The following is an 18,456-nucleotide window of genomic DNA, read 5'->3' as shown; positions in this document are numbered from 1 at the left end:
CAGGTCCGCTTCTCGCGCGTGCCCGCCGACCGAAGGTTGTAGGTGATCTGTTTGTCTGCTATGCACCTTTCATGGGAGCATGCAAGCACATAGCCATGATCGGTAGCACCGGGCCGAGTCACATCTACCCCTCCCTGGAGATCATCCGTGAGCTAGTAGTCAGCGGGTACCGGGTGACCTACGCTATCGGCGAGCCGTTAGTCGACCTGATCCGTGATTCCGGGGTTGAACCCGTTACACATCCGACGATCTTGCCGCCCAGCAAGGACGCGATCTGGTCGGACAACCCTATCGACGCTAAACGAGTCTTTCTTGACGAGGCCATCGCGGCGTTCAGGCACCTCACTGCTTACTACGACGAAGACCCACCCGACTTGGTGCTCTTTGATATCGGCGGAATGGGAGGCCCGTTGCTCGGTAAGCGCTACGGCGTAACGGCGATCCGGCTTTCGCCAACCTACGTAGCGTGGAAGGGCTTCGAGGGAGATCAGGACATGGCTGAAGTTATTGACCTAATGTACAACTCATCCCCCGGAAAGGAGTTTCTAGCCGTCCTCCACCGCTGGCTGAGAGATAACGGGGTTCATGAGGAAGGGGTGGCCTGGCTGACCGACCCCGGCGAGTGCCTGTCTCTGATCCCAAAGGCGATGCAGCCTAACGTCGCTTGCGTCCCCTCCTCGGTCCGATTCGTCGGCCCGTGCCTAGCGCCAGCGCGGCTGGCGGATCGAAGTTGGCGACCGCCGACGAATGGGAAACGAGTGCTCCTCGTGTCTTTCGGCACGACGTACAACAATAAAGTCGACATCTACCGAACCTGCATTGCTGCATTCGCTGGGTCGAATTGGCATGTTGTCATGGCAGTTGGTCCGGACGTCGACCTGCAAGAGCTCGTCCCGCTGCCGGGCTCGTTCGAGGTCCATCGCAAGGTCCCGCAGCTGGCCGTGCTCGCGACCGCGTCGGCGTTTATCACGCATGCCGGGATGGGCAGCTGTACGGAATCGTTGTGGTTCGGCGTCCCGATGGTGGCGATCCCCCAGGCCGCGGACCAGCCCCGCAACGCAGCGACGCTGGCGGAGCTGGGAGTCGGAAAGCATCTACGGTCCTACGAAGCAACGGCGCCGGCACTTCGCTCGGCTGTGGCCGAGGTGGCGGATTCCCCAGATGTCGCCGCGCGGCTATCTGAACTATCGGCCCAGGTGCGGGCGCAGGGCGGTATCGACAAGGCAGTGTCCGCCGTTCAAGCGTATCTGCGGTAAGGACTAGTGCCGAGCACCACTGGTCTAGGACTCCGCCTGCGGAGGCTCGGTTGTAGGGTCTTCCTGCGCAGTCCGGTCCTCTCCTCTGTGGAAACGGCGGCCAGGAGCACGCCGATCGGCATCTGCTTCGAGGTGGCCCTAGAAGCGGTGTTAGCCGAGATCGCTCGGCGGGACTCACGGAAGAGGCGATTGGCTCAGACGACCGGTGTTCCCGGGCCATGCGCCGCAATCCTGTTCGAAGGAACTCCAGGCGCGAATTCGAGTCGCAGACAGGAGGGGGTGGCGGAAGCTCCGGTAGTACACCCAGTAAGCCGCGAGGTTGGTGTTGCGCACAGGGTGGACAGCGCCAAATCAAGTCAGTACGATGGATCTACAAGTAATCCACATCTGGGCCCTATCGATATCCGAGCCCTATCGATCTGTTGTGCCGAGCTGGGAGCGAATATGTCGAGTGGCCGGCAAGCACTGAGCGCGGATTGCGGTCTGCAGGAGGTGGGCTTGGCTGCCGGCGCTTCCGCCGAGGAGACCTTGGGCGGTGGCAGACTTTCAAGGGCCGCCACCTGGGTACCGATCGACAGGGTGCAGGACACACGGATGTCTCCTCGGCTTGGTGGTGTCGACCTCGAGCACGTGCAAAGACTCGTATCCGCACCGGAATTGCCCCCGATCGTGGTCGAGCGAGAGAACATGCGTCTGATTGACGGCGCGCATCGTCTGCGGGCTGCGGAGGCGCGAGGGGCGAAAGAGATCCTGGTCCGGTTTTTCGATGGCGATCCGGTGCAGGCGTACTTCTTCGCGTTGGCCAGTAATATTTCTCACGGCCTGCCTCTGAGCTTGGCCGATCGCAAGGCGGCCGCGACACAGCTCCTAGAGGTGTACCCGGTGTGGTCGGACCGGGCGATCGCGCGGTATGCAGGTCTAGACCACAAGACGGTGGGCGCGATCCGCCGCTGGCGTACTGGGGAGAATCCCCAGCCAGCCGTCAGGCTCGGTCGTGACGGCCGGGAGCGGCGGGTGAGTAGGGTCCAGGACGGACGAAAGCTCACGGTCGAGGGTGCCGTTCCAAGACAGCAGAACGGCGGAGCCCCGGAAGCTGGACAGTGGAACGAGTCCGCCGTCAGAGAGCAGCGCTGGGAGAGCGCGCGAAGGCTGCGTGCGGATCCCTCCGTCCGTGCTACCGAGACGGGACGCATGCTACTGCGCGCCCTAGAGTTGCACGCTCGGATGGAAGAGGAGTGGGAGACCATTGCCGACAGCCTTCCGCCGCACTGCCTCGAACTGGTGGCCGAGCTGGCGAACCAGTGCGTCGGTGACTGGGACCGGCTGATCAGGAGGCTGCGCACACGGTAGGCGGGAAGCGAGTCCCTGCGACGGTGGTGGCTCTGGAGGGACATGGCAAAGCTGCCGCTCGACCGGTACAAGGTGTTCGAGTCGGATGACATCAGCTATACCCGCGAACGGCTCACCGAACTACTGAGTGGGCATCGTATAGACCTCGTCGGCCGACCCTCTGGGCTAAAGGCCGTCGTCCACTGGGTGAGTCTGCAAAGTATCGCAATTGCCTACGTGTCGTACGGGCAAGGCGTTTCATTGACCCGGTATGAATCGGAGACGTGCTATCTCGTAGTCGTTCCGCTCGCCGGCCACGGGGTCCTGAAGATCGGGACTGACCACGTGCAGGCAACCCCCCAGCGCATCGGGGTAGTGACAGCAGGGCAGGAGGTGAAAATGCGGTTGTCTGCGGACTACTCCCAGCTGGTTGTAAGGATCGAAAGACGCGCGTTGGACGCCACCTTGTCGGAGATGACGCGCACTCCGCTCGTCGAGCCTATCCGGTTCGATCTCGGAATGGACGTGACCAGCGGGTACAGACGTAGCTGGTTGGAATCGTTGCTGCACTGTGTGTCTGCCCTGAACAGTCCGGACACTATGCTCCTGCACCCACTTGTGGTCGCCGAGATCGAGCGCTATCTGATCAAAGGCCTTCTGGTGGCGCAGTTCCACAACTACACGGCGTTCCTGCAGGCCGATACGAAACCTCAGTACTCGCAAGGGCTGCGTAGTCTGATCGAGCACATCGAGGCTCATCCGGAATGGCCGCACAGCCCGGCGAGCCTGGCGAGCCGGGCTGGTGTGAGTATCCGTGTGGTCCAAAAGGCTTTCCGTGCGGAGCTTGGCACTACGCCGAGCGAGTACTTGCGCGAAGTTCGGCTGCAACGGGTCTACGACGAGCTTTCCCTCGCCCATCCCGATACGGCGACGGTGGGGGCGATCGTGCGTAAATGGGGCCTTTCTCATCACGGTCGGTTTGCGGCAGGGTACCGGCAGCGGTTCGGTGAGGCACCGAAGGAAACCCTGAGATGGAACCGCCATCGTCTACTCCCTCGGCGGCACTGACTATGCTGACAGTCCCTGGGCGCTCTGGTCTGGGGTTCCCGGGAAGGCGCACGAAATGGGTGGGTTTGTAAAGCTACAGGGCCCACGTCGCTGTGGTGAGGTGCGCCCCGAAAAGCTTCGCGCCGCGACAGTCGAGATCCATATAGCCCAGCTCATCAATACAGTGAAGAGATCGACGCGGCCGTAGCGGGCGATGGTCTTGGCGAGCTGGCGCTCGTCGGGGCCGCGACGACTTCGTTTCACCAGCTTCGTGGCCGGCGCGTAGCGGACCAGGAACCCCTGCTGCGCGACTGCGGTTCCGAGCCCGATGAGCAGGATGCTCCTATGACTCGTCAAGACCCGCCGTGAGGCACTCGGGCGGGCGCGTAGGTCGCCGGTCGTGGTGGGGGGCTGCGGGGTGCTGCGAGTGCGGCGAAGCACCGGCGGATGCGTACCTGAGCTGGCATGGGCCGCTGCGCGACGGTTGCATGGACGCGCGCATGTCGGCGTTGATGGGCAGGCCGAGATTGCCTGCCTGGCCCGATCCGGTGGTCCACCGAGGTTGTCCCGCTCTCCGTAGATTTTCGGCGGCGGTCCGATCATGCGGCGGTTTCGGTGTGACGGTAGCGGTTCGGTCCGAGAGTGTCGGTGGTGTGGCGTTCGAGCGAGGCACGTAGGGCCCGTAGGTGCAGGTTGCCCGTTGACCCGGCGGAACTGCCTGCCGGCCCCGATCATCCCGACGGCGCACCAGGGCAGCACCATGGTCCCGTCGCGCCAGCGCTTGACGTTGGCTGAGTGATCGCGGCGATCGAGATCACCGACTCCACGGCATTGGTCGGGCGCAGCGTTCGTGCGGACAAGGTTGGGCGGTACGTCCAGACGCAGCCACCGTCAGGGTCTCGTCGAGGCCCTCGCGCAGCGAGGCGGCGGCGCCGGGGTGAGTCTTGTCGAGCTCGCCGGCGAGGGTCTCGAGCTTGGCCTGGGCCCGCAACGCTGAGTCGGCGCGATAGGCGGCCCGCATCGGCGAGGCCACCACCGAGCGCAGCTTCTGCGGGAGGTGGCCCCTGACGTTTCGGATCTCGTGAAGTTGACAGCGCTGGGTCACGGAGCGGTCGAAGACCTCGCGCATGCTCGCGGCCAGCGCCTTGGAGCCATCCAGCACCGCCATGATAGGGCGGGTGGTGTCGGGGCTGCGCTCGCGCAGGGGTCGATCAACAGTCCCGCGCACCAGGGCGGTGTTCTTCGTGGAGCCCTCCGCGAGGGCGAGCGGGTGCTTGGTTCCGTCACCGTCGATACCCAGCGCGACCACACAGCAGTGCTCGGTGAAGTGCACCCCGTCGATCATGATCGCGACCAGCTCCAGCCCGGACAGGTCCGCGGCGAGCAGATCCCGCATTCGGTGCTGTGTGGGCGGAAGAGACACACGGTGGTCTGCGCCCCTCGTGTGATCCATGTCGTTGATGAGGACTCTATTTCCCCTCGTTTGGGTTTTCGTTTCGGTGGAGTTCGGTCCATTGACGCCTCCTCCGGCTCCGACCCAAAATTGCTGGTATGTCCGCACCTAGGAGCCAGAGAGGCACTGGGTAGACCGAGAGGAAGATCGTGGGCGAGCACCTCGAGCGAGCAGACCGGCGGCCTGCTCGCGACCCGATTGCGATCGTCGGCCTCTCCGGCCTGTTCCCAATGGCGCACAATCACCGCGAATACTGGCAGAACATCGTCGACGGGGTAGACTGCACGGAGGACGTACCAACGTCGCGATGGAATCTAGCCGACTACTACGACGCTGATCCTGGTGTGCCAGATCGGACCTATTCACGGCGTGGCGCGTTCATTCCGAATGTTGAGTTCGATCCGGTGGAATTTGGGTTGCCGCCCAAGCAGCTGGGTGTCACTAGTACGATGCAAACTCTGAGTCTTGGGGTGGCGAGGGATCTGCTGCAGGACGCGGGTTCTGACGGCGGATGGTACGACCCCCAGCGCACTGGCGTCGTGCTTGGAGTCACCGGGCCGGTCCCGCTGATGCACCCGCTCGCCGCGCGGCTGTCCACTCCGGCACTCAAGGATGCCGTGCTCACTCACGGGTTATCCGTCGAGGACGCCGAGGCCATCTCAGAAAGATATGTGCGAGCGTTCGCGCCATGGGAGGAGAACAGCTACCCCGGCCTGCTGGGCAATGTGGTGGCGGGACGGATCGCCAACCGGTTTGGCCTGGGCGGGATGAATTGCACGGTGGACGCGGCGTGCGCGGCCTCGCTTGCGGCAATGCGCACCGCGATCGCAGAACTCGTTGACGGCAGGGCCGACTTAATGATCACCGGAGGTGTGGACACTGAGAGCACGGTGTTCACGTACCTGTGTTTCAGCAAGGTGGGCGCACTCTCCCGCGGGGACCGGATCAGGCCATTGGACGCCTCGGCCGATGGGACCCTTTTAGGTGAGGGCATCGGTATGCTCGCGCTGCGGCGACTCGCCGACGCCGAACGCGACGGGAACCGAATCTACGCGGTCATCCGCGGGCTCGGTTCCGCCAGTGATGGGCGGGCGACGAGCATCTATGCACCCAACGTGCGCGGACAGCGCCTGGCGCTGGAGCGTGCCTATGCTGACGCTGGCTGCTCAGCTTCCACAGTAGAGCTTTTCGAGGCGCACGCGACTGGTACCGCCGTCGGAGACCGCACGGAGCTGGCCGCGCTGAGCGAGCTGCTCGGCGAAGCGGCGGGCGAGCGGCATGGCGCAGCCCTCGGCAGCGTCAAATCGCAGATCGGCCACACCAGGGCGGCGGCGGGCGCGGCGAGCGTGATGAAGCTCGCGCTGAGCCTCTACCACCGGACGCTGCCGCCGACAATCAACGTCGAGCGGCCAAGCACCGCGGGCGAATTCGCAGATGGCCCGTTCTACGTCAACGTTCGGACTCGGCCCTGGATCGACGACCCGCTGCGGCCCGGACGGCGCGCGGCAGCTTCCGCGATGGGCTTCGGTGGAACGAACTTTCACATGGTGTTGGAGGAATACGACCACGGACCGGTGCTGCACCGGATCCCGCGCGCCTGCTTGTGGCACGCTCCCGACCCCACGGCGTTGCTCGAGCTGCTGCGCTCGGGTGCACCAGCCGAGGACGGGGCGGTGCCAGCCGGGCACGCACGGATCGGCTTTGTAGCGACCGGTGACGAGACCAAGTTGCGCCGCCTCGCGATGGAGTGGCTAGCCGCCCGACCGGACGCGGAGGAGTGGACGCATCCACAAGGGGTGTTCTTCCGCCGAGCGGGCCTTCCAGAGGTCAAGGTCGGCGCCCTGTTCGCGGGTCAAGGCAGCCAACACCTCGAAATGGGGCTGAAGGCGGTGCTGAACACGCCCACCGTCGCTGACGCCCTCGACGAGGCGAACGCCCTGTTCGACGGCGATGCCGCCCGCCTGGCGCAGGTCATGTTCCCACCCCCGGCGGATGGTCCCGAACAGCACGAGCGGCAGACGAATATGCTGCGGCAGACCGAATATGCGCAGCCGGCGATCGGTGCGCTGGCTGCTGGCCAATTCCGGTTCTTGCGTGACCTGGGCCTGTCCTGCGCCGGCTACCTCGGACACAGCTTCGGCGAGGTCACCGCGCTGTGGGCGGCCGGTGCACTATCCGATGACGACTTCTTCCGGCTGGCGGTGGCGCGTGGCCGGGCAATGATGCCCAACGACACCGGCGCCGACTCCGGGGCGATGGTGGCGGTAAACGCTAGCCGGGAACGGGCCGAGGAGATACTGGCCGGTATCAGCGATGCGGAGATCTGTAACCACAACGCGCCGGACCAGGTGGTTATCGGTGGCGGGACAGCAGCCGTGGCTGACGTGGCTCGGATCTGTATAGGACGCGGGATCGGCACCCGGCAGCTGCCCGTCGCCGCTGCATTCCACACGCGGTATGTAATGCATGCCGTCGAGGCGTTGCGGCCCGCCGTCGAGTCCATTCACATCGGACCGCCGAACGCTCCAGTCTATCCTAATTCGCCGGGAGCCAATTATGGAGCGGACCCTGAGGAGAACCGGCGCGTGCTGCTGGCGCAGGTACTCGAGCCGGTCGAGTTTGTGGCGGCGCTGCACCGAATTTGGGCAGATGGATGCCGGGTGTTCGTCGAGTTCGGGCCCAAGCAGGTGCTGACCTCGTTGGCCCGTGCGACGCTAGGAGAAGGCGCGGTGGTCATCCCTACGGACAGCGGTCCGGGTGGTGACAGTGACGTGTCGTTGAAACAGGCGGCGTTGCGCCTGGCGGTGCTCGGCGTCCCGCTCACCGATATAAACCGATTCGCCGCTGCAATGCCCGAAGCGTACCCGGTCCGTGGCCCGACTATTACCCTGTCCGCCCCTGAGTACGTTCCTCCGGAACGTCGCCATGCCCTTGACGAAGCGTCTGAAGGCCAGGCCGTACGCGACGGAGGTGAGTCATCGAGCGCGGCTGCAGCAGGCGTGCCACGTTTTCGGGAAAGCACTGCGAAGGCTTCAAGCGGAGGATCCAGCATGACAGAGATCGATGCCCCCACCGCGCCCGCGCGGCCCAGTTCGGACGATGTTCTGCGGCAACATCTAGCCCTGCACAGCACCTACCTGCACGGCCAGCTCCGCGTAGCAGAGCAGCTCGCCGCTCTGATCGGGAAGGCGCCGGTGGATGAACCGGCGCTGGCGGCGGTTGTGGCCGCGATCAAGGACCAGAGCGTCGCAATCGGGCGGGCGCATACCAAGGCGAATGAGGTGCTGGCCTCACTGGCCGGCATCGATCTTGGCGGCGCAGTCCCTGGAGCGACCGCCTCGGCGCCGGTTTGGGACCTACCGCCGGTCCTGGATGATCAACTGCTGCCGGACAACCCGCCAGTATCAGTGGGCAAAAATGATCCGGTCGGTGCCCGGGAACCTGGCCCGCCGCGCACTCAATATGCTGAACCTGCTCAATTCGTCGACCCTCCGGTGTCCGAGGCGCCTGCATCCGGTCACGCCCCGGCCGACGATCTCCAGTCGGTGCTGCTGGAGGTGGTGGCGGAGCGGACGGGTTATCCGGTGGAGGCCCTGGAGTCAGGGATGGATCTGGAAGCCGACCTCGGAGTTGACTCGATCAGCCGGGTACAGGTGCTCGCAGCGGTGCAGCAGCGGCTGCCCGGCTTGCCGGAATTGGGCCCGGAGCTCCTGGGGGAGTTGCGTACTGTCGATCAGATCGTTGCCTACATCGACGGTCGGGATGATGCGGCTCCAACATGCCCTGATGCCGGGGCGGGCGCCCTCGGGCATCAAACCGGAGCTGGATGAGCTCCCGCGCATGGAGCTACTGGCGGACCCCTACCGCGCCGAGCTTGGTGGCAGGAGGTGATTGGCACCGATGAGGTGGCTATCACCTCCGCTGGAGTGCCGAGGCGCTGGACGATGCGGCCTAAGTGGGACCGTCGAGCGATGGGCTTACGCTTAGTCCTGCAACCCCGGCGACTGGGGAACCGTGACTGTCACCCAGCTCGACGGGTGACTGGCGCTAGAAAGTGCGCCAAACGCGGGATGAGGCGCCGCTCGGCAGTGTTCAGCGGGATTGTCACGACACTCGCGATCGAACAGCCCTCGCCGTTCTCTCGTACGGTGGACCTCTCCCCCCGCGGTACGTCCCGGCAACGTACTGAGCTCACCGACGAAGCCGGGCTGGGGCTACGGGGGTCGCTGGGCCGGAATCCTGCCACGTCGGAATCGGCCGATCGGGGTGTCCGGGCTTTCCCGTCCCGCTGTGCGCAGCACGTGCCCGCCGCCTGATTCCCAACCTGACCGATGTAGCTGTGGATCATCTCGCGAACAGGGGAGAACCACAATGAGAACGCCGACCCAGCCGGTACCGGCCCGCGACGAGACCTCGATCCACCGGGAGCTCTCGCGTCTGGAGCAGCGGCTGTTCGTGGTTTCCGACGGCGACGGCGTGGCGGTGACTACCGACGAGCGGGTCACCCGACGATCCGGGCTGCTCGCCACGGTGCCTCCGCTGCGCCCGCAGTCCTTGGGGGACCAGGATTTTCGTGAGGACCACGGGGTGCGCTACGCGTACCAGGCCGGGGCGATGGCCAACGGGATTGCTTCGGCGCGAATGGTGGCCGCCCTAAGCCGTGCTGGCTACCTGGCCTCGTTTGGCGCCGCCGGGCTCCTACCGGTGAAGGTGGGTGAGGCATTGGCTTCTATCCGCCACGCGGCGCCAGGAAAACCATTCGCTTGCAACCTGATCCACACGCCCCGTGAACCGGATATCGAACGGGCCATTGTGGACCTGTGCCTCGAACAGGAGGTGCGGTGTGTAGAGGCGTCCGCCTTCCTGGAACTTACCCCGCATCTGGTCCGATATCGTCTCGCGGGGCTAACTCGGGATGGCCGGCCGCGGAACAGGGTAATCGCAAAGGTGTCGCGCTCGGAGGTAGCTGAGCAGTTCCTCCGCCCCGCCCCGCCCCACCTCGTGCGGGCGCTGGTGGAGTCAGGCGACCTCGACCCGGACCGCGCTGAGCTGGCAGCCCGGGTGCCGATGGCGGATGACATCACGGCGGAGGCGGACTCAGGTGGCCATACCGACGGTCGCCCCCTGGTCGTGCTGCTGCCCGAACTGCTCGCGCTCCGCGACCGCGTGCACCGCGACCTCGGCTACACTCGGCTGATCCGCGTCGGCGCCGCGGGTGGGATTGGCACTCCGCTGGCGGCCGCGGGCGCGTTCGCGCTCGGCGCGGCTTACGTAGTCACCGGATCGATCAACCAAGCCAGTGTCGAAGCCGGTCAATCCGAGGAAGTGAAACGCCTATTGGCGAAGGCGGGCTCGGCAGACTGTGGCCCGGCGCCCTCGGCGGACATGTTCGAAATGGATGTCACCGTGCAGGTGCTGAAGCGCGGCACGATGTTCGCCGGTCGGGCGAGGCGGCTCTACGAGGCTTACCGCAACTATGATGGCCTCGACGCGCTGCCCGCGGCGGAACGCGATGACCTGGAACGGCGCGTGTTCCGGAAGCCGCTCGATGAGGTCTGGGATGACTGCGTTAGGTTCTTCGCCGACCGCGATCCGTCGCAACTTGACCGGGCCGCGGGGGACGCCAAACACCGGATGGCTCTGGTCTTCCGCTGGTACCTCGGACGGTCCACAGCCTGGGGAGTGGCCGGACTCGCGGAACGCGCGCTCGATTACCAGATCTGGTGCGGCCCGGCAATGGGCGCGTTCAACGGTTGGGTGGAGGACACCCGGCTCGCTGGGCTCGCCAACCGGAAGGTCGCGGAGTTGGCGGCCCAGATCATGCGGGGGGCGGCCTATTCCGCGCGAATCAGCCAGCTGCGCTACACCGGCGTCCGCCTTCCGCCCACCTGCTCGACCTACCGCCCCTGACCACCGCGCGGTGGCCGAGGCCACGGGGCGGTGGTCAGGTGAAGAGGCTGATGTTGCCTAGCATCTCGTCCGCCGTGGTGACCAGCGATCGAACGGTGCGGAGGTAGGTCGTCGCCTCGGCGGGCACGGCGCGACTGTCACAGCTGGTGGGTACGTCGAGTTCCTTGGCACGCTGACGGAGCAGCTCGATCTGGGAGAACTCGTGGCCGAACTGCACAGTGGCGGCCGTCCCAACGACATGGTCGGCCGCAGTAGCCGAGAGACGCAGACCCTGGTGGGCGAGCAGGGCGGAACCAACCAGCTGCGCAGAACGACTGAGAAGTACAAACGCCGATTTCGGCGACGTCTCTGCGAGGGGCTCGGCCGCACCAAGGTAGTCCGTCGCCAGCCGGAGGAATGGCCGGCCGTCGGCAGCGGGACCACTGACCATCTCGAGCTGCCCGGCACGCAGCAGCCGCTTGATCTCTGGTCTCCCATCGGGGGCGGTCCACGTCGGCTCCTTCACCGTGCGGGGCCGCACTGCGACGACCTCGACCACGGGGTGCCCGGGCCAGTGGTGGAAAAGTTCGTGCGTATCCTGATTTGGGCCGCACGGCATCCCACCGAAGCGGACCGGCCGACCGAGTCGCTGCTCGGTACGAACGGCCGCCGTGGCGACTGCCTCCTGATCCAGGGCCTTCTCCGGCAGGGCTGCCAGCAGCAGCTCGAAGCTTTCCGGCTCCGGTCCCGGGATACCGGCAAATCGGTCGGCCCAGACCCCACCTAGTACCATCCGTGCGATGTGCTCGACGCTGCCGAACTCCTCGGCGACGACCTGGGGCACTCCATAGGTCAGACGGATCAGGTCGGTGAGCGGCCCCGTAAGCACGCCATTGCGGTTGTCGGCGCGGATAAGCCGGATGGTGCCCGCACGGCGGCTGGTCAGGATGCCGGCCTCCTCGAGCAGCTTGTTCTCCTTGTCGACCGACGCCAACGAGCCGCCCGCGTACTCGGCAAGTTCCGTCAGGCTGAACGACCTGTCTGGGTTGAGCAGGGTCGCGGCGAGGATGCCGGCCTGAACACGGGAGCGGAACACCGGGAGCAAAGCCGGACTGCCTTGCACCCGGCGAGCGTGCCCAGGGTGCGCGGGGGCGTTCTTGGTGACGACCGCGTGGCCCAGCCGGCTGCGCCGTCGGGCCGCCGCCGCCGCGATCTCGAGTTGCTCTTCGTCCACACCGAGCGCGACCGAGAGCCACCTGCGGGTCCCGGAACGGGGTACCTGTTGCCCGCGCTCCCACCGCGCGACCAGGTCCCGGGTGATGGTGGGCTGACCCGAAACCGTCCTCAACTCCCTGGCCAGAGCGTTTTGGCTCATCCGCCGTGCGCGTCTGGCGGACCGGATGAACAGAGAGATCGGCTGGTTGGTGTCGACCTTCATTCCGATCATGACCTCCCTACTCGATCTGCCTGAGCTTGGACGATAGCCGCGCGGTGGAAGGCGCACTGTACGTTCCGCGCACGATGTGGACCGCCCCGCGCACCGCCGGAGCGGCGGAACTCGTCCCCTGTCCACATTTGTTCAGCCGACAGCACACTTAACGCACGAAGGAGAAGCGCGCGACCGTGGATGAAGGGAGCCATTGTGAACAGCCTGACCGAGTCGGTACTTAATAGCGAAGGCCCAGATGAGCTCGAGATGGCTCCGGTTCCGACGGAGTATCTGGCGGCGCATCTCCGCGCGGAGGATGTCGGCATGTTTACGGGTGTCACCGATCCTGACGTTCGCAGTTCGCTCCGTATAGGCCACGTGCCGATGCCGGAACTGGCTCCTGACGAGGTGTTGGTGGCAGTCATGGCTAGCGGGATCAACTACAATACGGTCTGGTCGGCCAAGTTCGAACCGGTGCCGACGTTCAGTTTCTTGCGCAAGTACGCAAAGCAGGGACGATGGGAGGCTAGGCACGACCTGCCGTTCCAGGTCGTTGGTTCGGACGCCGCAGGTGTGATCGTGCGTCGTGGCTGCGGGGTGCGCAACTGGTCAGTCGGAGACCACGTGGTGGTGAGTCCCGTGGTGGTAGACGACCAGGAACCGGCGACCCACGCCGACGGGATGCTCGGCAGCCGCCAGCTCGCCTGGGGCTTCGAAACCAACTTCGGTGGACTGGCCCATTACGCAGTGGCCAGGGCGAGCCAACTGATCGCCAAGCCTGGCCACCTAACGTGGGAGGAGGCTGCGTGCAGTCCATTATGCGCCGGAACTGCCTATCGGATGCTAGTCAGCGCGAACGGAGCGCGGATCAAACAAGGCGACATCGTGCTGATTTGGGGTGCGACTGGCGGGCTGGGCGGGTACGCTGTCCAGTTCGTTCGCAATGGCGGCGCGATCGCGGTAGGTCTCGTTGGTACCGAGGAAAAGGCGCAGCTGCTGCACAGAATGGGGTGCGACGTGGTGATCAACCGCAAGGACCTGGGCACAGATGAACTCGGTTCGGACAATCCAACCGAGAAGCTGAGAACTGCTAAGCGGCTGGGCTCACTCATCCGGCAGACCCTAGGGGAGGACCCGCACGTCGTCTTCGACTACGTGGGACGGGAGACCTTCCAGCAGTCCGTGTACGTCGCCCGTCGAGGCGGGACGGTCATCACCTGCGGCTCTAGTACTGGTCACCAGCACCAATACGACAACCGATATCTGTGGATGAACTTGAAACGGATTATCGGCAGCCACGGCGCGAATCTGCAGGAGCAGTGGGAAACCAACCGGTTGATCGGGCATGGCCGGATCAACCCGATGCTGTCCACTACCTACCCGCTGTGCGAAGCGGGCGAGGCTGTCCGGCTGGTCCAGACTAATCGGCATGTGGGCAAGGTCGGGGTGCTGTGCCTGGCGCCCGAGGAGGGGCTGGGGGTCACGAACCGGGACCTACGCGAGCGCATCGGCGAGCGGTCACTACGGGTGGCACGACAGTCATGAGCGATTTCGAGCGTGTTGGCGTTATCGGCTGCGGGCTTATGGGCGCCGGTATCGCCGAGACTTGCGCGCGGGCAGGCTTAGACGTCACCGTCGCGGTCTCGGGCGAGCGCTCCGCAACACACGGCCAACGGCGATTAACAAGCTCGCTCGACCGCGCAGTCCTGGCGGGCCGGCTCGGGCAGGACGACCGTGACCGGATACTCGACCGGATTGCGCTGAGTCCCGGTCTTCACCACATAGCAGATCGACAGTTGGTCATCGAGGCGGTCACCGAAGACGAGCCGGTCAAGGTCGGGTTGTTCACCGAACTCGACGGGATCGTGCGGGACCCAGCAGCGGTAATCGCGTCCACTACGTCGTCGATCCCGATTATCAAACTGGCCAAAGCCACCGCCCGGCCTGGGGAAGTTGCGGGCGTGCACTTTTTCAATCCTGCCCCGGTGATGCCACTCGTCGAGCTCGTCAGCTCCCTCCTCACGAGTGATGAGACAGAGCGACGCCTTTCCGTCTTTCTGGTCGAGGTGCTGGGCAAGCAAGTGATTAGAGCGCGCGACCGAAGCGGGTTCGTAGTCAACGCCCTGCTCGTTCCATACCTGATCTCAGCAGTCCGGATGCTTGAATCCGGGATGGCCACCAGAGAGGAGATTGACAAGGCCATGGAACTGGGATGCTCGCACCCGATGGGACCGCTCAAGCTAATCGATCTAATCGGGCTCGACGTGGTGGCATCCGTTGCCGAGTCTCTGTACGAGGAGTTCCGTGAAACCACCTACGCGCCACCTACCATGTTACGACGCATGGTGGACGCTGGCCTGCTGGGACGGAAATCCGGCGCTGGGTTCTATACCGGGTAAGACCGCTGACCAGTTTAGACATTGCAAATCGCGGGGAAGAGGCACCATTGTGGCAGCTACTTGCGCCACCACGATCCTGGGTACCGGGTCCTACCTGCCGGACCGGATTCTGAGCACGACTGAACTCGCCGGGCGCCTAGGCATCGATGCGGAGTGGATTCTGGACAAGACGGGAATCTCCGAACGGCGGATCGCTGGAGAGGGCGAGGCCACCTCCGACCTTGCGACCGGAGCGGCTCAGCGCGCGCTCGAGTCAGCTGGGGTGGCTGCGTCAGACGTCGATTTGCTTATAGTCGCGACCACCAACCCTGACCAGCCGCTGCCGGCGACGGCGTGTTTCGTTCAGCACAATATCGGGGCGTCAAAGGCGGTGGCCTTCGACCTCGCCGCGGCCTGTACCGGGTTCATCTACGGGCTCACCGTCGCGCACAGCATGCTCGTCGCTGACCCTAGGCGGCAGTGTGCTCTCGTGATCGGCGCCGACCTCCACTCGCGCTCGCTCGACTACACCGACGCCGGTACGTGTGTGTTGTTCGGTGACGGCGCCGGAGCAGTCGTGCTCGGAAAGACGAATGGCGAGCGAGGTATCATCTCCACTGCCATCGGCAGCGACGGCGCAGGTACAGGAATAGTGCAGATCCCGGCGGGCGGCAGCCGATTGCCGGCCAGCGCGGACACGGTTGCGAAGGGGCTGCACTACGCCAGGATGCGCGGCCCCGACGCTCGGCGCACGGCTGTCGAAGTACTTCCGTGGCTAGTAAGCGAGCTGCTGGAAGATTCTGGGATCGAGCTGTCTGACGTTAAACTATTCATTCCTCACCAGGCCAACGGCGCTATGATCGCTGAGTGGGCACAGTTGCTCGGCGTATCATCGGATCATCTGCACCGGACCATCTCCTGGAGCGGCAACACTGAAGCCGCCTCGGTCCCAATCGCGCTCGATGACGCGGTCGTTAAGGGACGGATTTCCGACGGGGACGTGGTGCTCATGCTCGCAGTCGGCGCCGGGGTGACCTGGGGAGCGGTTTCCACGCGCTGGGCAAGACCCGTAGTAAGACGCGGTGAGCGGTGAGGTCGAGACGAGGAGGTTCGGGCAGATGTCCAACCAGCGCGACGAGTGGCCGGGACCGGCCTCTGGGTGGCCCCCGAAGTTTCACCGGTTGCCGGACGCCGACTGGGCCAAGAAGCCGTCTGACGAGACCGCGAGGAGCTACGAGCGGCACGGATCAAACGCGTTCCGCAGGTGTTGGGACCCAGTGCTCGCGCAGGTATCGGCGGCCATCGACAGCCCAGCCGTAGTGATGGACTATTCCTGCGGTCCCGGCCTGCTGACGGAGCGCCTGCTGACCTGCACCAGAGACAGCGTCCTCATACTCAACGTGGACGTGTCGCCCCGATACCTGCGCTTGGTGCGGGAAAAGTTCCAGGACGAACCGCGAGTTGCGGTGCGCCTGCTTGACCGGAGCCCGGGGAGCGCCGGCCGGTACCAGGCGGTCAGCGAGGTGCTCGGCGATGCGCTGCTAGACCGCGGCGTCGATCTTCTTATCTCAACGAACGCGATCCACCTGTATGCTGATCTGCCTCGGACACTGCTGAGCTGGCACCAGGTGCTCAAGCCCGGAGGGCTCGCACTGGTGAGCACGGGCGACATGAGCAACCCTAACCGGGAGAGCGGCGACTGGCGTCTCCACGACGCGGTCGAGGCGGTCAACGAGCTTGCCCGCGAGGTCGTCCGTACCGAGCCCCTGTTCGAGAAGTACGCCGCGCAGCTCAGCAACGGTAAAGTGATGGATGCCTACGCGGCCCTGCGCTCGCACGCATATCCCACTGTCGGCCAGGTGGAGATGTACTGGCGCGCGCTATCCGAGGCGGGTTTGAATCCATTGCACTACCTTGAGTTGCCGATCAACGTTCGGGTGGACGACTTGATGGACGCCCTTTCTCCGTATCACGAAGTGGTCCTTGGTTGGATCGGCGGCACCAAGAAGGTGGAAGGGACCGAGCCGACCTCGGAGGCTGTTCGCGATCGCCTGTTCTTGCTCCGGCACTGCATTGACAAGCTCTACGGTGGGCGCGACTATTACCAGTGTCACTTTTCGTACTTCACGTGCCGGAAGTGAACTTTGGAAGCTCCACTCAAGGGCAGGGTCGCGCTGGTAACCGGAGCGAGCCGCGGGATCGGCCGGGCGGTAGCGCTGAAGCTGTGCGCGGCTGGCGCGGAGGTTGTTGTGAACGGAACCGACTCCGTCGCTGTGAACGAAACCGTCGCGGCCGTCGGCGCTCGAGGTGGAATGGCTGTTGCGTGCGTGGGCGACATCACTGAGTCCTCATTCCCGAAGAAATTCGTCGATGCGGCAGTCGAGTCTTTCGGTGGCGTCGATATTGTAGTCAACAACGCTGGCTTCGCATGGGATTCCGTCATTCAAAAGATGAGTGATGAACAGTGGAGTCAAGTTCTAGACGTGCATCTTGGGGCCCCATTCCGGATTCTGCGAGCAGCACAGCCCGTGATCGGCAGAGCGGCGAAACAGGAGATTCGCGACCACGGTGCCGCGCGCTGTCGGAAAGTGGTAAACGTCTCATCACTCGCCGGCGTCACTGGCAATGCTGGCCAGCTGAACTACGCTACTGCTAAGGCAGGACTCGCCGGATTCACACGGACGTTGAGCAAGGAGTGGGGCCGCTACAACGTGACGGTGAATTCCGTCGCCTTCGGGCTTATCATCACCCGCACCAGCATGCCGATGAGCAAGGACCGACCGACAGTAGACGTCGGTGGTCGGCGTCTACCCACGGGCGTCGACCCGGAACTGCTAACCAAGTTGCAGTTGAGCATCCCGCTCGGTCGGATGGGAACCGCCGAGGAAGCCGCTGGCGCCATCTACCTGCTTTGCTCCCCAGATTCGGACTACATCAGCGGCGAGACGGTGGTCTGCGCCGGTGGCTTGCTGATCTAGCTGCGCTCGCTGCACGCTTATGCATTCAAGCGAGGTAATGGATGGCATGGCCAGGAGCCCCTTGCGGCGCTCTCGGCCGCCCAAGACGCTGCGTCGATCCGTCCACGACTTTGGTCGTCGAGCACTACGGCGCGCTCATCGACCCAGCCCGCCCTGCTGCCCCTACCGGCGACGCCGTCTCGAACTCGCGACCTGGTCGTCGCCGAAGGGCGGGCGGCGGACAGCGCGCCCACACTCTCGCCGACCCCGGCCGGCTGACCTCGCCGCCCAGTGCGCCCTGGCCGCGGTGGAGTTCCTCGCCCATGAGCTCTACCCCGCACCCGGGCGCAACCTGCGCAACGAGGCCACGGCCGACAACCTGTGCGACTGCTGGCCGCCGACTCGCAGGCCCGTATCGCGGTCAGCGCCCACAACGTCCGCCTGCAGCGCAGCCCGCCCTTCGACGGCACCGCCCCGATCGGCGCGCTGCTCGGCGCCGAGATGGTGCTCAATCGCCGCCACCTGTTCCCCGACGCTCCTCGTGACGACGAGTTGAGCGGGAAACGTCAGTCGGTATGGCCACGCCCGGGCGTGTCAAGGGACCACGAAAACTGACCCCCTGCGGGGCTGTTGAAACTTGACCCCCTTCTCGGTGGGTGGGTGGGTCAGTCCTGGTCTCGGTCTTTGGCGAGCAGCTCGCGTCGGGCGCGGGTGCGGT

The 18,456-nt window shown here is 65.0% G+C and carries 12 protein-coding genes and 1 pseudogene; 11 read left to right on the top strand and 2 right to left on the bottom strand.

Features of this window, described 5'->3' with window-relative positions; translation table 11 throughout:
- Positions 1–95 precede the first annotated feature (95 nt).
- The 3 genes from AC2A1K_RS33575 (at position 96) to AC2A1K_RS33565 (ending at position 3,653) form a co-directional block, all read left to right on the top strand.
- Entirely contained in the window at positions 96–1,256 is a 1,161-nt protein-coding gene (locus AC2A1K_RS33575; RefSeq protein ID WP_483900697.1) for a macrolide family glycosyltransferase, read from the top strand.
- A gap of 498 nt (positions 1,257–1,754) precedes the next feature.
- Positions 1,755–2,606: a ParB/RepB/Spo0J family partition protein gene (locus tag AC2A1K_RS33570; protein WP_483900696.1), complete on the top strand. Its 852-nt coding sequence runs from the start codon at positions 1,755–1,757 to the stop codon at positions 2,604–2,606.
- A gap of 42 nt (positions 2,607–2,648) precedes the next feature.
- Positions 2,649–3,653, top strand: coding sequence for an AraC family transcriptional regulator (locus tag AC2A1K_RS33565; RefSeq protein WP_483900695.1), 1,005 nt, complete (start codon positions 2,649–2,651; stop codon positions 3,651–3,653).
- Between the two features lie 578 nt (positions 3,654–4,231).
- Here AC2A1K_RS33565 and AC2A1K_RS33560 read toward each other — a convergent pair.
- Positions 4,232–5,076 (bottom strand): annotated as a pseudogene (locus AC2A1K_RS33560) (transposase); the annotation flags it as partial.
- 158 nt (positions 5,077–5,234) lie between these two features.
- Here AC2A1K_RS33560 and AC2A1K_RS33555 point away from each other — a divergent pair.
- Both AC2A1K_RS33555 and AC2A1K_RS33550 read left to right on the top strand, forming a co-directional pair.
- Positions 5,235–8,915, top strand: a complete 3,681-nt coding sequence (locus AC2A1K_RS33555; RefSeq protein WP_483900694.1) for a beta-ketoacyl synthase N-terminal-like domain-containing protein — start codon at positions 5,235–5,237, stop codon at positions 8,913–8,915.
- A gap of 541 nt (positions 8,916–9,456) precedes the next feature.
- Positions 9,457–10,995 carry a PfaD family polyunsaturated fatty acid/polyketide biosynthesis protein gene (locus tag AC2A1K_RS33550; protein ID WP_483900693.1) on the top strand — a complete coding sequence of 513 codons (1,539 nt, stop codon included), beginning with the start codon at positions 9,457–9,459 and terminating at the stop codon, positions 10,993–10,995.
- Positions 10,996–11,029: 34 nt separating this feature from the next.
- Here the strand turns inward: AC2A1K_RS33550 and AC2A1K_RS33545 are convergent, their stop codons facing one another.
- The gene (locus tag AC2A1K_RS33545) at positions 11,030–12,421 is read right to left on the bottom strand and encodes a helix-turn-helix domain-containing protein (RefSeq protein WP_483900692.1); all 1,392 of its coding nucleotides are present in this window, start codon (positions 12,419–12,421) and stop codon (positions 11,030–11,032) included.
- A gap of 195 nt (positions 12,422–12,616) precedes the next feature.
- On the opposite strand from AC2A1K_RS33545, the gene ccrA reads away from it, so the two are divergent.
- From ccrA to AC2A1K_RS33515, 6 genes are all read left to right on the top strand, one after another.
- Positions 12,617–13,948 carry a crotonyl-CoA carboxylase/reductase gene (gene ccrA, locus AC2A1K_RS33540; protein ID WP_483900691.1) on the top strand — a complete coding sequence of 444 codons (1,332 nt, stop codon included), beginning with the start codon at positions 12,617–12,619 and terminating at the stop codon, positions 13,946–13,948.
- Positions 13,945–14,802 carry a 3-hydroxybutyryl-CoA dehydrogenase gene (locus AC2A1K_RS33535; protein WP_483900690.1) on the top strand — a complete coding sequence of 286 codons (858 nt, stop codon included), beginning with the start codon at positions 13,945–13,947 and terminating at the stop codon, positions 14,800–14,802. The genes ccrA and AC2A1K_RS33535 overlap by 4 nt, the downstream gene beginning before the upstream one ends.
- A gap of 49 nt (positions 14,803–14,851) precedes the next feature.
- On the top strand, positions 14,852–15,874 hold the full coding sequence (locus tag AC2A1K_RS33530) for a 3-oxoacyl-ACP synthase III family protein (RefSeq protein WP_483900689.1): 1,023 nt from the start codon (positions 14,852–14,854) through the stop codon (positions 15,872–15,874).
- Positions 15,875–15,899: 25 nt separating this feature from the next.
- Positions 15,900–16,922: a class I SAM-dependent methyltransferase gene (locus AC2A1K_RS33525; RefSeq protein WP_483900688.1), complete on the top strand. Its 1,023-nt coding sequence runs from the start codon at positions 15,900–15,902 to the stop codon at positions 16,920–16,922.
- Between the two features lie 3 nt (positions 16,923–16,925).
- Complete coding sequence (locus AC2A1K_RS33520; protein WP_483900687.1) at positions 16,926–17,759, top strand: SDR family NAD(P)-dependent oxidoreductase; 834 nt, start codon at positions 16,926–16,928, stop codon at positions 17,757–17,759.
- Positions 17,760–18,119: 360 nt separating this feature from the next.
- Positions 18,120–18,353: a hypothetical protein gene (locus AC2A1K_RS33515; protein WP_483900686.1), complete on the top strand. Its 234-nt coding sequence runs from the start codon at positions 18,120–18,122 to the stop codon at positions 18,351–18,353.
- The last annotated feature ends 103 nt before the right edge of the window (positions 18,354–18,456 follow it).

This window comes from Actinomycetospora sp. 2LY8.5, from assembly GCF_057180585.1.
Note: the sequence above shows the minus strand (reverse complement) of the source record. Positions and strands in the feature narration are given on the sequence as shown.